This window comes from Anaerocolumna sp. AGMB13025 (assembly GCF_029689925.1).
Lineage (GTDB): Bacteria > Bacillota > Clostridia > Lachnospirales > Lachnospiraceae > Anaerocolumna.
This window is the reverse complement of sequence record NZ_CP121445.1, coordinates 3,225,084-3,240,102: the sequence shown is the minus strand read 5'-3', so window position 1 is coordinate 3,240,102 and position 15,019 is coordinate 3,225,084. Positions and strand designations below refer to the sequence as shown.

Sequence of the window (15,019 nt, the reverse complement as noted above, 5' to 3'; positions counted from 1 at the left end):
GGAAGCACCAAAATCAAATGCCAATACTCTTTTCAAGGTTTTTCTCCTCCTTATTTATAAAGGGGACCATAAGCCTCACATGCTCTGTAATCCTGCCCTTCTTTATCCATACCGAATGCATTCCAGGCGGCTGGTCTGAATATCTTTTCTTCCGGAACATTATGCATACATACAGGAATTCTTAAAATGGAACATAAGGTAATGATATCTGCACCGATGTGACCATAGCTGATCGCACCATGGTTAGCTCCCCAATTATTCATTACGTCATAAGCGGACTTAAAAGCACCGGCTCCGGTAAGTCTTGGAGCAAACCAGGTACAAGGCCAGGTATAATCGGTTCTTTTCCACAATTTATCGGATACTTCTTCTGGTAGATTAACGGTATAACCTTCTACTAATTGAAGTACCGGTCCTAAGCCTTTTACTATATTTAAACGAACCATGGTAACAGGCATTTCACTTCTAGTTAAGAATCTGGAGGAATATCCGCCGCCTCTAAAATATCCGATATCCGCTGCATTCCAGGTAGTCGCTGTAAGGCAGGCTTTCTGATCTGCTTCTGACATTTCCCAGAAAGGTTTGATAACACCGTTACCCAAAGCATCTTTTACTTCACCGCAGGCATCGATGCAGGCAGCACCGGAATTAATTAAGTGGATAAAACCTTGGGATTCCTTTGCCACACCTTTAAGATCATATCCGGTTGCTTTTTTAACAGCTTCAGGACTCCAGTAAGTTCTTACATCGGCAAAGATCTGAGCTGTATTGGTAAGTAATTTACCGAATAACATACCCACACCATTTAAAGTATCATTTTCTGTTGCAAGAACATAAGGTTCTCTTGCGCCTTCCCAGTCAAAGGACGAGTTAAGCATAGCCTCCGGGAAGTCACAGTTAGGATAAAAGTCTGTCCACTGTCTCTGACCCTGGAAACCGCCTACGATAGCGTTATGGCCTACGCTTTCTTCTTTTGCATATTCCGGAAGATTTGGATTGCCGTTGTATAAATCCTTGATGATACACATCATCTTAACAACAAATTCCCAGTCTTTTTCTTTTTCTTCCGGAGACTTCTGGAATTCTTTCGAGTTTTTATCAAAGCCTTCCTTGCAGTTTGCCTTTGTCCAGGCCAATGCTTTTTCATATTCCGCTTTATCATAAATTTCTTCTGTCATTCTGCGGATAATTTCAACTTCATCCACGGATTCAACTCTCATGCCTAAGTATTCTTCAAAGAATTCCGGATTGATAATGGACCCTGCAATACCCATGCAGATAGAACCAATCTGTAAATAGGATTTTCCGCGCATGGTAGCCGCTGCTACGGCTGCACGTCCAAAACGTAATAATTTTTCCTCTACATCAGCAGGAATATCCGTATCCTCTGCATTCTGCACATCATGTCCGTAGATACCGAATGCAGGAAGTCCTTTTTGAGCATGTCCTGCAAGTACGGCTGCAAGGTAAACAGCACCCGGTCTTTCTGTTCCGTTAAAGCCCCAAACACCCTTAATGGTCATAGGGTCCATATCCATGGTTTCAGAACCATAGCACCAGCAGGGAGTTACAGTAAGAGTAATGTCAACACCTGCTTTTTTAAATTTATCTGCACAAGCGGCTGCTTCCGCAACACGTCCGATAGTTGTATCGGCTATAACAACCTTTACCGGTTCTCCGTTGGAATATTTTAAGTTCTTGGTAAAAAGCTCAGCTGCAGCCTTTGCCATGTTCATAGTCTGTTCTTCCAGAGATTCCCTTACCTTTACAGCACCTCTTCGTCCATCAATAGTAGGTCTGATTCCGATTACCGGATAATCACCGATTAATCTGCTTTTAGCCATTTTAAATACCTCCGTTATGAATATGATTTGTTAGTATAATGTAATATAATGTTGTCCGGTATTATCGGAAACCGCAGTTTCTGATAACCGGTAAGTAGGATAACTTATACTTCTTTCTGTTCCCTTATAATATACTATTGCTGCTTATTTAATACTTGTGTTATAATAGCAAAAAATATAAAAATATTCACCTTGGAGGTATCCTATGCAGTACATCGACTATAATGAAAGAAAAATACGCGGAACCTTTGATTTCCCTATAGAATTTTATCATATAGACAGCCAGCACCCCCAATATGCCATGCCCTATCACTGGCATGTAGAATATGAAATTATTCGTATTTTGGAAGGCAAATTTACAGTCAGTCTGGATGAAAATGAATTTACTGCAAAAGAAGGTGATGTTATCTTTATTAACAGCGGAACCCTTCATGCCGGAATACCGGAAAACTGTGTTTATGAGTGTATTGTTTTTGATATGAACATGCTGATGAAAAAAGATACTATTTCTCAGAAATATATTCAGGATATTATGAAACATGTAATTAATATAAAAGAATTTTTTGAAAAGGATTCGACTGAATTCCATAGAACGGTATGGAAGCTTTTTGATGTGATGGATAAGAAAAATTACGGTTATCAGTTAATCATACAAGGGTGTCTTTATGAGGTTTTAGGAATACTTTTAGAAAACGGGGATTTCGTAACCGATTCCCTGCAGACTCCCCAGAATCACAGAAGGATTCTGCAGCTGAAACAGGTTTTGGAGGTCATTGAGAATTCCTACTCTTCTGTCATTACCCTGGAAGCGTTATCAAAAGCCGCCGGTATGTCTCCAAAGTACTTCTGCCGCTTTTTCCAGGAAATGACCCATAAAAGCCCCATTGATTATTTAAATTATTACAGAGTGGAACGTGCCTGCTTCCAATTACTCAATACAGACACGTCCATAACTGATATTACTTATAATGTAGGTTTTAATGATTTAAGTTACTTTATTAAGGCATTTAAAAAATATAAGGGGATAACACCGGCTAAATATAGGAAATTAAACTATGTTTCTCAATAATCATAGTATAATCATAGCATAATAATGGATTAGAATCTTAATACCCATAATCAAAAAAAATATATAACCTATTTCACTCAGTTTTATAAAAAGTTAAACTGCTATTTTTTTCTTTACAGTTCTGAAAATAATTTCTCACCTCAAGAAGAGACTCAAATTTTCCATATAATAATTTCTTTAACTCTTCATCCGGCTGAATCAGATCCGGAACCATAATCGGTTTCATTCCGGCCTGATAAGCCGATTTTAACCCGTTGGGGGAATCTTCTATGGCAATACAGTTATCTGGCAGAGAATCCAGTTCCCTGCAGGCCTTTAAATAAATCTCCGGATCAGGCTTGCCATGGACTACCATATCACCGGTTACAATAGCCTGAAAATAGTGGGTGATGCCGGCCCTGTCAAGGTATTTCACTACATTGGCTTTATTCGTGGAAGAAGCCAGTGCAATCTTATAATTATTCTCCTGGAGGAAATTAAGCAGCTCAAAAACTCCTGGCTTTACAGGTAATCCTTCCGTAACCAGAATGGTATGAAATAACTCAGAGGAACGATTTCTGAAATTCTCATAGTCAAAGTCCTTACCGTACAGCTTTAGGAAAAAATCTCTGGTATCCTTGGAATTTAAACCGACACATGCCGTTACGGCAATCTCAATATCCTTAAGACCAAGTTCCGTTCCTACCTGGCACCATACATCCGAGCATACCCTTTCCGTATCAAAAAGGACTCCATCCATATCAAATACAACGCTTTCTATCATTGTGCACTCCATTTCATGTCATTTATTATAGTCTTTCTGGTTCTTGTTTCCTCTGGTTGGAAACTTTAATGTATTATACCATATTCAAAGGCAGATGTCTCGTTGAATCATAATTAGCCAGTATCATTGTATTGTAGATGATTTTAAGCTCTGTTAGATAATATTATTGGCATTGAACATATGTTCTTAATGTGATATAATAGAACTCAGGAAGTGAGGTCTATATAAAAATGGGTATTACGTTAAAAACAATAGATATAGTTTATTGTGATTATTTGGCTGAATTACTAAATTCAGATGAAAACTTATATTTAGCACTTACTCCAAACAGTCCACGCAAAAATATTACAGGTAATGATTATTATGTAGGATGCAAGGAATGGGAAGTAAGAAAAAACGGAAGTAATTTTGTGATTTTATATAATGAGAGACCTATTGGTTCTATATCATTTTATAAAAGAGATGATTCAACAGCAGGGTGTGGATATTGGATAGAAAGTCTTTTATGGGGAAAAGGTTATGGCAAGGAAGCTTTTTCGTTATTTCTACCGATTATTAAAAATGCAGGATTTGAATATGTTACTGCGAATATATTAAAGTCAAATGAAGCTTCGTTAAAAATTTGGACGAAGTATACAACTGATATAAAGGAAAATGAGGACAGATATGCTCCTATTATATGTCTTAAATAGTAAGCGACATAATGCTTACCCCGGCAGTTCCATGATTACCTGCCGGGGTATTTTTAAGCACTATGTAAAACTGTAAAAAATCAATAACTCTTACGGTGAAGGCTTAAAGTCCTTAAGCCCATATCCATACGGAAAGAGCGGATTTCCGAAATTGGTCGGAACCGGCTGACCGTTTCGAATATAAGTACGTATCTGGGCACGTTCCGCATCCGTTGCACCCAGATCATAGGGCAGATCCCACTTCTCGAGCTGATTGGTAGTCACATCGGTACCTACCTGATCCACTGATCTTGGAAGCTGGAACGGCAGCGTTCCATTTGGCAGGAAATCGCCGAACAATAACTGGGAAGTTGCAAGGCCGCCTCCGTTACCCGGTCTGTAAACTACTACGATTGCAGCACATTTATTTAATATATCTGTCAAAACGTAAGGTCTTGGCATAACTACTACTGCAATTACCGGTATTCCACGGCTGTAGAATTTATCAATCTGGGCAATCTGGTCCGCCGGAAGGGTAACCTGTTTATCCGGCCATTCCGTGCCATGGGTATAACTCTTTTCACCGATTACAACGACAGCGGCTTTCGCGGTTGTGGCATCATTTAAAACAACATTCACACCGGTTCCTGCTCTGTCCTTAATACCCTGATAATAAGTTTTTGCCTCCGGGTTGTCATGATAGATGGATTGCCAGATAACATTGGCAATATTGTCATTTGCCATATCATCGCTGGTAGCTCTTGGACCGGCTACAACCACCGTATCCCCGTTATTTACCTTAAGGGGCAGAATGCCGTTATTCTTTAAAAGTGTCAGGGACTGACGAGCAGCCTCATTGACAATATTCTGGCTTTCCTGGCTGTGCCAGATCGTGGTTGGATAATCCGGATCACCGTAAGGATTCTCAAAGAGACCCAGACGAAGTTTTAAGTCCAGAACCCTTCGTACCGATTCATTCAGGCGGTCCCAGCCTACCGAACTGATAAGTGCATTAAAATCTGTACCGGAAGCCATAGCGCCGCCCATAACATCGCAGCCTGCACCGATGCTCTTAACGGAAGTATCCGTAGCAGAGGCCAGCCAGTCGGTAACTACAACTCCGTTAAAGCCTAAAACATTTCTTAAATAGTCAATGGTTGGCTTACTTGACCCTGCTCCTGCTCCGCTGGGGTCTAAATAAGGTGCTCCGCCGTAGCCCGGCATAATCGTGCCACAGTTGGCTTCAAGTGCTGCATACCAAGGCTTCATATGCCATTTAATAGTATCCTGATCATATACGATACTCTGTTCACCGCCGGCACCCTGGCTTGGCCAGTGTTTTACGGTAATCATCAAAGACTTCGGATTTACTTCCGGTCCCCCCTGCATACCACAGATCATAGCCCTTACCAGGGCAGCGGAATAATCTGCATTTTCACCGGTGCCCTCCTGAAAACGAGGATACATTACTTTTGTATCTACTTCCGCAAGAGGGGACAGAGTTCCTGTAAAGCCGTACGCTTTTTGTTCCCTGCGCTGGAGATCTCCGCACTGCCAGGCAAGATTTAAGTTACCTGTGGCTGCTAAACCAAGTTCTGTCGGGAAAACCGTTTTCCAGCCCTGGATTTTATCGCCGGCAAAAGCAATGGGAATACCAAGTCTTTGTTCTCTTGCTACTTTCACCTGAGCATCCCGGATAAAGTCCGTTGTTCCGTAAGAGAAAACAAAACCGGCCTGTGAGTTTAAGGAAGTAATGGTATCCGGTGAGTAAAACAGCTGGTTAATCTTTTCGTCATTGCTCATCCGGGACATTAAGTCGTTAAGGCGGACATCAATGGAATTATGCCAGTCTTCGTAGGGTTCAATGGTACCGTTTTTATTTAAGTCACGGCTGCCATTTACGATATTTACTCCGTCAGCTATTTGCTCAAGATATGGCAGGTAAACACTGAATTGACCGATATCCGACTGAATTCTGCTGCCACTTTGGTCTACTGCGACTACATACCATTTGTAGGTCCACCTGTCTGCCAGGGAAGGTGCGGTACAACTGGTACCCGTCACTTCGGCAACTTTGGTATACCTGTCTAAGAGATTACCGGAAGCTTTCCAGTCATAGTCTGTTCTCGATAAGTTTACCCATACTTCATAGCGTACTGCCCCGGTTTTAGCCTGCCAGGTTAAGACAGGTGTCCTGGTATTGGTCACCATCTGACCGCCGGTGGGTGATACCACACGAAAGCCTACAATGTTATACACTGCCTGGGATACCCCTGAATCCGCATAGCCATTACCCGTTGCAATAGCACGGATTGTTGTGGTCACTCCAAGATGCAGCGGTGCGGTATAAACCGGAGAAGTAGCCGTAGGTGTGGAGCCATCCGTTGTATAACGGATTACAACTCCCTTTGTCTCACTGGCTAGAATCACATCTACTGCAGAGGTATAAGTGCCGGCTGCCGGTGAAAAGGTAGGTGCAGCAGCCCTTAAAAGAGGCGGTGTGGTACTTCCGTATACTTCAAATTCCCAGAGTGAATACCCATAAGGCGTATTGCGGACATTTCCGATTAACTTAACATACCTGCCCTCCGCAGGGTCAAAATTAATTGATTCAATGCCACCCGGTGCATTATTACCGGTATAAACCTTGTGCCACTCGGAACCGTCTTTGGATACCTGCAATATGTATTCTTTTCCGCTTGCGGTTTCCCAATTAAGCTTAACGCCGTCTATCCAGTAAGTGGAACCCAGATCTACATAAATCTCTTGAGGGTCCGAAAACTCTGATTCCCATCTTGTTTTATCATTACCGTCAAATGCTGCATTTGCTATATTTCCGCCAAGAAATGAAGTTGCCTGGGCTGTTTTTCCAAGGGCAAGGTTTGTCCTTCCTGTGCCAATGGTATAGACTGCCGTTGCAACCCCAGAGTCCCCAAGTCCGGCAGATACTGCATAAGCTTTTAAGGTGGTAGTTGCAGTTATATGGATCGGTCCCGTATAAACAGCTGATGAAGCCCCTGGTGTGGAGCCATCTGTAGTATACCGGATAACAGCATTGGCCGTAGCGCAGGAAATGGTAACATCCTGTGCTGTGCTAAAGGTACCCGAACCTGGTACAAATACCGGCAAAGCTGTGGCAGCCTGATCAGTAATCTCTACATTTACCGATGAATTACTAAGTACGGTAAAGGTCAATGGATTACCCTTTACAATATTGCCGCTTTGATCTTTGGTAGTAAACTGTACCTGTTTCTGCTCAACCATGTAATTTACCTTAAGGGTTACCTGGTCCCCTACATGGTATTTGAGGGTATGGTTTATAGTCCCATTCTGTGTCTTTAAGGTTGTTACACCGTTAAGATCCGCAGGACTTAACCCTACTTCCAAATATTGTGCATAAGGACCGGTCACAGGTATATCAACAGTTGTTACCGGCTGCTCACCCGAGGAGGTAAGTTCCAGCCAGTTAAGATTCCAGCCGTTAGTAACCGCGTTGACCCGCAATGTTCTGGCACCTGCTGCCAGGGTCACCATTGCGGTAATGGTTTCCCAGTTCTGATATCCTCCGGTGTTTGGAACGGTCAGTGCTGCCAGTACGGTACTGCCGTCTGTAAGCTGAAACTTTGTGTCATTATAGGGACTGGATACCCGAAACTGGGCGGTGTAGGTTCCGGCCGTCTGGATATTCACTGCGTAATCCATATAATCTCCGGCATCTACATAACCTACATTCAGGCCGCCTTCCTGGCAGACCTCTGTCTGTATTCCAAACATGGCAGAATAATTTTCCGCCTCGATTCTGCCCGGGTCTCCTGCTGCTGCCATAGCGGGCAGATTCGTCAGGATAACTCCTGCAGTCATAGTCAGGATTAAAAGTAGTGCAATGATTTTATTTTTCATACTTTTCCCCCTAACTTTTTGTGCGGCTGGCAGCTTCCGTTATACACCCGGAAGCCATACTGCCAGGCAGATTATTAATGTCTGACAGCAGTATACGGTTACTTTGGGTCAACTTACTTTTCTTCATGCTTATACTCCTTTCAAAATAAAAAAATAGTGAATTGGTAATACATATCTATCTGTCACCCCTAAGATAGATATAACAATCTGTACTGATATATTATCGGCTAAAGCAATACATATATTTACATATATAACCATTAATTGCCACGTTTATATTGAAAGAAAACCCCAATAAAGTTTACTGTAGTGACTCATTATCACCACTCTTGTCTACGTTTAGAAGACTTTATTGTTAAATTATAATATTGTTTTTCACATCAATAGATCAATTTTAGAGGTCTTTTAACCCTCGAATCAATATTTGAACTTATTTATATCAAAAATGCCGTTGTATGTATATTGATGCTCTCAATAAGTCATACAGCTGAAATAAAAAATCTGTTTACTTAAAGAGAAGCATATCATTACTACACATACTACGGCATTGCTAATACAAAATACACTATGAAATCTTATTAAGAATCCTTATTCATTGATTCAATCAATCTGTTGAGGTAACGTTCAAACAATCTGCTGTAATCATGAAACATAAGGCTAACAAGATAGTAAATGATTAATCTATTGGCACTCCTGTTTTATGTTCCTGATTTCTAATTAAATCCAAAATATTCTGGTCATCACAATAACAATAGAAAGTAAAGCCATAACCGAATATACTATCTTATTCCAGTGAAATACCCGGGTTCCTCCGAATACCGAAAAAGGATAAACGGCTAATATACGAAAACTCATCAGTGCACTGCAGATGATAAATACCTGATTACAAAATAAGTTATATGGGCTGAGAATACCAGACGCAAGTGCTAACACCAAATACCCGGCCCAGTTTATAGTAGACTGGATACCTAAATCTCTTTTAAATTTCTTTGTTTTCTCATATTCAATCGGATACCAGTTTCCAATCATCGGAAAGACTGCTTTGACTAAAGCCAGCAGGATGGAACTTATAAATCCGCAGTTTACTAATCTGAACTTCCATTTCCGTTTACTAAATACGGTTCCCAGATATCCTGTCAGCACACCAAAGGATAACACTGAGAACAAGGCTCCGGCAAAAATCATTGTCTGGGCTGCTCCAAGGTGAAAAATCACCAGTAATGAAATTAGAACATTAACAAACAAATACAGGAAGATCTGAAATAAGCTGTTGTTCTTCTTTTGTTTTGAATCCCCCTTGGAATCTGCCAGATAAACTTCACAGCCTGGTCCCCAGGCCATGGCTGTATGTAATATGTGATTTAAGAAGCCTTTCTTTCCAAGGCATTTGAACAAGGTATACAGACTGGCTCTTTCAAACCCATTTTTTAAAAATATGCTCCAGGAGCCTGCATTATCATCTTTTACCAGGGCGGTAATTTGGCTGCAACCACGTCTCCAAAGATAATATACGGAAGCCTTATAGATCTGCCGTCCAATCCCCTGATTATGAAATGCCGGGTCAACAAAAGCAAAATCGATATAACCTGTTTTCTGATTATCCTTGGATCGGATAATTTTTATGATTACCGCTGCTATAATTTTAGAGTCTTTTATTGCTACCAGTGCTTCTTTTGGGGTGGGGACAAACAGGCTTTCCAAACTCCGAAAGGATCTAATCCCAAGCTTCTTAACTTCTTTCGCTTCACCAGGTTCCATTCTTCGAATAATAAAATTCAAACTGGTACCTCCAAATATAATTCCTTATATTTATATGTTACAGGCTTAGATAGAATACCTTGGTATATATGATTTCCGGGATTTTTCGAACTATAAATACTAATATAATAGGACTCAAGTGTCAAAAGTCTCTCAACCAGTATTTTTATAATGATACCGGAATTCCTTAAAACGCAAAATTGCCTTTTAACACTTATATCATAAAATAAGAATATAGTATAACGATACAAGTTTTAGCAGCCTATATCACCCAGAAATTACTGCTAAATACGATGCGGCGGTACGTATCAAATGCAATCCACTTTGTATTGAATTCTAGTTCGTTTTTCCCTTCCGTACTTTTATATTCCTTTATAAACTGTTGGAACTCATCTTCGGTTACCACTTTAATGGAAAATCCACTTCCATTCATAAGAGGCAGACCAGAATAACGGAAGTCATCCATTGTTTCAATGGCTTTTATTTTGGCATCTCTTATTTTAACCACTGTCCAATCTCTTAGTACCAGTATATCAAAGCTTTCCGGGTACTTATAGCTTTCCCCTTCAATCGGTATTACCTCTCCAACCCTATAGACCTTACTGGCTGGCTTTTGTTTATGAATCGTAAGGCTTTCTAAGTTGTAATAAAACTCCTCAAATATATCACCTTTTACCTGTAAGTTTCCATAAGTGAAAGCAGCACCGTCTTTTATTGAATTCGTTTCATCATTAAATTCTTCTATAACACCACAGGCGGAGGTCATATTGGAAACTCGGTCAATTAAGATTAGTTCCCCCAGTGCCTTATGGGCATGAAAGCTGTCCGCAGTAATTTTCTCTGCCAGAACAATATCGCAAACTGCGATTTCATTTTTCAGTAAATGGCTTGCAGACTGGTGTTCACCGGAATTGACATCTATTTTATACCGAATGCCGGTTACTACCCCGGGTATCAGTTTGGTACCTATCTTTACAAAATAATTCTTATCTGCCGTCAGCTCTCCGTCATCCATCCATAGAATGGAAGCCGTTAATTCCTTCGTAGTGGTAAGTCCGGTATCTTTCGTAAGAACACAACCTCTTGAAACATCTACCTCCTTATTTAACTGAATGGTTACGGACTGTCCTTTTATGGCAGTATCCCCTTGTCTGTCGGTAATGTAAATGCTCTTAACGACAGCCTTTTCATTACTGGGAAGCGTAGTCAGTTCATCACCTACGGAGATACTACCGGCCTCGATTTGTCCCTGAAAGCCCCGGAAGGTATGGTTAGGACGGCACACTCTCTGGACCGGCATGTAAAAGCCCTCTTCTTCACCTGCGTTTGTGGTATCTACCTGTTCTAAGTAGGTTAAGAGTGCTTCTTCCTTATACCAGGATATATTAGGGGATTTCTTGGTAAGATTATCTCCTTCTGTTGCAGATATGGGAATAATCTTAATGTTTTCAAGGGAAAGTTCTGTGGCAAGCTGCCTGATTTCCGCCGCAATCTCGTCAAACCGTGCTTTTTGGTAACCGATTAAGTCCATTTTATTGACTGCAAATACAAAATGTTTGATTCCCATAAGGGAGCAGATTCTGGCATGTCTTCTGGTCTGAACCAGTACACCCTGTTTGGCATCCACCAATATAATGGAAAGGTCTGCAAAGGAGGCACCTACCGCCATGTTTCTGGTATATTCCTCATGCCCGGGGGTATCCGCTACGATAAAACTACGGTGATCGGTGGTAAAGTAACGATAAGCTACATCGATGGTTATACCTTGTTCCCGCTCTGCCATAAGTCCATCTAATAACAAAGAATAATCAATGGCGCCTTCTCGGCTGCCGACTTTAGAGTCCAGCTCCAGTGCCTTTTCCTGATCGGCATATAAAAGCTTGGAGTCATATAAGATATGTCCAATCAGAGTGGATTTTCCATCATCTACACTTCCGCAGGTAATAAATTTTAATAAGCCTTTCATCTAGAAATATCCCTCCCTCTTTCTTCTCTCCATACTACCGGCAGCCTCGTTATCAATTACCCTGCTGGTTCTTTCCGAGGATACGGCACTTAAGGTTTCATCAATAATTTCATCCAAAGTTACCGCATTGGATTCGCAGCCTCCGGTTAACGGATAACATCCCAGGGTACGAAAACGTACCTTTTTGTTCACGATTTCCTCACCCGGTAAAAGCTTTAACCGGTCATCATCCACCATAATGATGTTACCGTCACGATATACCACCGGACGTTCTTTGGCATAATAAAGAGAGACAATATCTATATTCTCACGTTTTATGTACTGCCAGATGTCCTTTTCCGTCCAGTTGGAGATTGGAAATACTCTCATACTTTCTCCTTTGTTGATTTTCGTATTATAGAGTTTCCACATCTCCGGACGCTGATTTTTCGGGTCCCAGGCCTGGGCTTCATTCCGGAAAGAGAAAATCCGCTCCTTTGCCCTGGACTTTTCCTCATCTCTTCGTCCGCCTCCAAAGGCTGCGGTAAAACCGTATTTTTTTAATCCCTGCTTTAAGGCCTGGGTTTTCATAATATCCGTATATGCAGAACCATGATCAAAGGGATTAATACCCTGTTCAATGCCCTCCCTATTACTGTGTACAATCATCTCAATCCCAAGTTCTTTTGCTTTACGGTCACGGAACTGGGTCATTTCCCTGAATTTCCAGGTGGTATCGATATGCATGAAAGGAAACGGGGGTTTTTCCGGATAAAATGCTTTCATAGCAAGATGCAGCATAACCGAGCTGTCTTTGCCAATGGAATATAACATCACCGGTTTTTCACATTCTGCTGCAACTTCACGGATTACATATATTGCTTCGGCTTCTAATTCATCAAGATGTGTTAACTCACTCATCTGTATATCCTCCTTTTGTTCTGCTTTAACAGCCATATCATGTGTGGCGCTGTTTAATAATTAATACTGGTTGGAATCCTTGCGGTTAACATCAATTACAAGAAGTTCTCCGTTTGTATCCTCAATCTGCCAGTGGACAATATCTTCCTCTATGACTGTAGTCAATTTACTTCCCCTGCCGCCGATATCCGCTCCCAGGTAAAAGGATATGGCTCCGAAACTGCATTCCTTAAGACAGGAGGTACAGCCCCAGCAATCTTTCGGGTATTTCATAAACGCTTTCTTTGTATCAGACACTTTAATAAGGCTGCCGGGACATACAGCGAGACACTTTCTGCAGCCGGTGCATTTATCCTGATTAATGGTTATGCTCATACTCTTCACCTCGCTCCACTAACTCTCTGTATATCATTTCTATCTTCCCGTTTATTAGCCTGGAATTCACATATTTTAACCATTCCTCACTTTTATCCGGATAATCCAGATTTTCTGCAAAACTATGCCATCTCGTTTCTTTTCTGGCAAGCAAATGCGCAATAACAGATTTCGCCAGCACCAGCCGTTCCTTCAACTCATAGATAAACATTAATTCGTGCATATCCTCTGCATGAAGCATCCCGCTTAAATCCATAATCTGATTAATTTTCTCCTCTGCAATAATAAGCTGTTTTTCATTATACTGATAGTTATTACTTATACCGCCGGCATAGGTATCCATTACCTTTTGCATGGCTTCTTCCAGTTGTTCTACAGTAAAGACTGGATTTTGATAATTCAGGATATCTTCCAGTTCTCTTAGTTTTTCCTTAACCAGTACATGTTCTTCCTGTTGTATCAGCTCTTTCTTATTGGCTTTACTATAATTTTCTGACAAACGTTCTTTTTCTAAATCTTCCAATGCTGTTAAAGCTGCAATCTCACCTTCTACCAATGCCCCAGTCACATACTTTTGCGGACATCCCCCGGCTACATCACCGGCAGCGTAAAGACCGTTTATCGTAGTACGTCTTTTGGTATCCACCCAGTAACCACTGGCAGTATGACCTCCTACAATGTAAGGCTCTGTACCTTCAATTTCCACGTTTTGTTCGCTGGGATTTTTTCTGTCTTCCATCCACTTAAGGGTCTGGCTCGGTGCCATATTAAGATATGCCTTTTTCAGTTCAACATCTTGTAAGGAAGTGATTCCCTCGGTTTTAAGATAACAGGGACCTCTGCCTTCCAGGGTTTCCTTAACCGTACCATATACTCGCTCAGAAGTAGTGAGTCCGTATTTGGCTTCATAGACTTCTCCTTTTGAATTAATCTGTTTAGCCCCGACTCCCTGGGCAATGGTACCGGTAGGTGCAATGGTATCCTTACATCTGAGTGCAATAAATCTCATCTCAAAGGTAGTCATTTCTGCGCCAGACCGTATACCCATGGCATAACCTGCACCTGTATTAAAAGGCGGATACCACATCTTATGCCTTGAAAATCCGGGATTATTTGGCCGGTATAAGCCGGCTGCACCACCGGTGGCACAGATTACTTTCTTTGCTCTGATTTCATACAAGATTTCTTCTTCTATACTAAATGCAAAAGCACCTTTAATCTGGTTATCCATAACAATATAATCCGTTACATTGACCCTGTTTAAAATCTCTACTGCCTCTAAGCTCTCTACTGCTTTTGCCAAAAGGGGTTTCATATTTTCACCGTTTATTTTAATATTGCGGTTACCTCTGGCAGCATATTCGCCCTGTTCGTCTTTTAAGATTACCAGTCCCAAATCCTCCAGTTTTTTTGTAACCCGGTTTAATCCCTGGGACATGGTAAGGAGTAAGTCTTCCCTGACGATATTGTCCCCATCCTTTTTCGCATAATCTACGTAATCCTCTGGAGTCCTTCCTTTCACAATATAGGCATTGATTGCATTCACTCCTGCCGCCAGACAGCCACTTCTTTTAATATTGGCTTTTTCTGCAATGATAACGCTTGCCTTAGAGTGTTCCCTTATGGTAAGAGCGGCATAACAACCAGCTGTTCCGCCTCCGATTATCAGGATATCCGTACTAAGTAGTTTTACTGTTAATTTCTTATTCATGAATTCCTCCGTTATAAACCTTTATCTATATAACCTTTATATATATAATCCTTTAGATATAT

General features: G+C 41.2%; 10 protein-coding genes. 2 read left to right on the top strand and 8 right to left on the bottom strand.

Annotation, left to right across the window (positions count from 1 at the left end):
* Nucleotides 1-50: 50 nt before the first annotated feature.
* Complete coding sequence (locus QA584_RS13205) at nt 51-1,844, bottom strand: L-fucose isomerase (RefSeq protein WP_278274965.1); 1,794 nt, start codon at nt 1,842-1,844, stop codon at nt 51-53.
* Nucleotides 1,845-2,049: 205 nt separating this feature from the next.
* Between QA584_RS13205 and QA584_RS13200 the strand changes: the two genes are divergently transcribed.
* A complete protein-coding gene (locus tag QA584_RS13200; protein WP_278274964.1) occupies nt 2,050-2,913 on the top strand; it encodes an AraC family transcriptional regulator in 864 nt (287 codons plus the stop codon).
* Nucleotides 2,914-2,986: 73 nt separating this feature from the next.
* Here QA584_RS13200 and QA584_RS13195 read toward each other — a convergent pair whose 3' ends face one another.
* Nucleotides 2,987-3,676: an HAD family hydrolase gene (locus tag QA584_RS13195; RefSeq protein ID WP_278274963.1), complete on the bottom strand. Its 690-nt coding sequence runs from the start codon at nt 3,674-3,676 to the stop codon at nt 2,987-2,989.
* Between the two features lie 230 nt (nt 3,677-3,906).
* On the opposite strand from QA584_RS13195, the gene QA584_RS13190 reads away from it, so the two are divergent.
* The gene (locus QA584_RS13190) at nt 3,907-4,368 is read left to right on the top strand and encodes a GNAT family N-acetyltransferase (RefSeq protein ID WP_278274962.1); all 462 of its coding nucleotides are present in this window, start codon (nt 3,907-3,909) and stop codon (nt 4,366-4,368) included.
* Nucleotides 4,369-4,458: 90 nt separating this feature from the next.
* Here QA584_RS13190 and QA584_RS13185 read toward each other — a convergent pair whose 3' ends face one another.
* From QA584_RS13185 to QA584_RS13160, 6 genes are all read right to left on the bottom strand, one after another.
* Nucleotides 4,459-8,247 carry a chitobiase/beta-hexosaminidase C-terminal domain-containing protein gene (locus QA584_RS13185; protein WP_278274961.1) on the bottom strand — a complete coding sequence of 1,263 codons (3,789 nt, stop codon included), beginning with the start codon at nt 8,245-8,247 and terminating at the stop codon, nt 4,459-4,461.
* A gap of 717 nt (nt 8,248-8,964) precedes the next feature.
* The gene (locus QA584_RS13180) at nt 8,965-10,026 is read right to left on the bottom strand and encodes a GNAT family N-acetyltransferase (protein ID WP_278274960.1); all 1,062 of its coding nucleotides are present in this window, start codon (nt 10,024-10,026) and stop codon (nt 8,965-8,967) included.
* Between the two features lie 241 nt (nt 10,027-10,267).
* Nucleotides 10,268-11,971 carry a sulfate adenylyltransferase subunit 1 gene (locus QA584_RS13175; protein WP_278274959.1) on the bottom strand — a complete coding sequence of 568 codons (1,704 nt, stop codon included), beginning with the start codon at nt 11,969-11,971 and terminating at the stop codon, nt 10,268-10,270.
* A complete protein-coding gene (cysD, locus tag QA584_RS13170; RefSeq protein ID WP_278274958.1) occupies nt 11,972-12,871 on the bottom strand; it encodes a sulfate adenylyltransferase subunit CysD in 900 nt (299 codons plus the stop codon).
* A 60-nt stretch (nt 12,872-12,931) separates the two neighbouring features.
* Complete coding sequence (locus QA584_RS13165) at nt 12,932-13,246, bottom strand: 4Fe-4S dicluster domain-containing protein (protein ID WP_278274957.1); 315 nt, start codon at nt 13,244-13,246, stop codon at nt 12,932-12,934.
* Nucleotides 13,230-14,957 (bottom strand): adenylyl-sulfate reductase subunit alpha, encoded by a 1,728-nt coding sequence (locus tag QA584_RS13160; RefSeq protein WP_278274956.1) that lies wholly within the window; start codon nt 14,955-14,957, stop codon nt 13,230-13,232. Before QA584_RS13160 ends, QA584_RS13165 begins: the two co-directional genes overlap by 17 nt.
* Nucleotides 14,958-15,019 lie beyond the last annotated feature (62 nt).

Bases quoted from the DNA above. Each gene is read 5' to 3' on its own strand.
- QA584_RS13205 (WP_278274965.1), bottom strand. From the start codon at position 1,844: ATGGCTAAAAGCAGATTAATCGGTGATTATCCGGTAATCGGAATCAGA.
- QA584_RS13200 (WP_278274964.1), top strand. From the start codon at position 2,050: ATGCAGTACATCGACTATAATGAAAGAAAAATACGCGGAACCTTTGAT.
- QA584_RS13195 (WP_278274963.1), bottom strand. From the start codon at position 3,676: ATGATAGAAAGCGTTGTATTTGATATGGATGGAGTCCTTTTTGATACG.
- QA584_RS13190 (WP_278274962.1), top strand. From the start codon at position 3,907: ATGGGTATTACGTTAAAAACAATAGATATAGTTTATTGTGATTATTTG.
- QA584_RS13185 (WP_278274961.1), bottom strand. From the start codon at position 8,247: ATGAAAAATAAAATCATTGCACTACTTTTAATCCTGACTATGACTGCA.
- QA584_RS13175 (WP_278274959.1), bottom strand. From the start codon at position 11,971: ATGAAAGGCTTATTAAAATTTATTACCTGCGGAAGTGTAGATGATGGA.
- cysD (WP_278274958.1), bottom strand. From the start codon at position 12,871: ATGAGTGAGTTAACACATCTTGATGAATTAGAAGCCGAAGCAATATAT.
- QA584_RS13165 (WP_278274957.1), bottom strand. From the start codon at position 13,246: ATGAGCATAACCATTAATCAGGATAAATGCACCGGCTGCAGAAAGTGT.
- QA584_RS13160 (WP_278274956.1), bottom strand. From the start codon at position 14,957: ATGAATAAGAAATTAACAGTAAAACTACTTAGTACGGATATCCTGATA.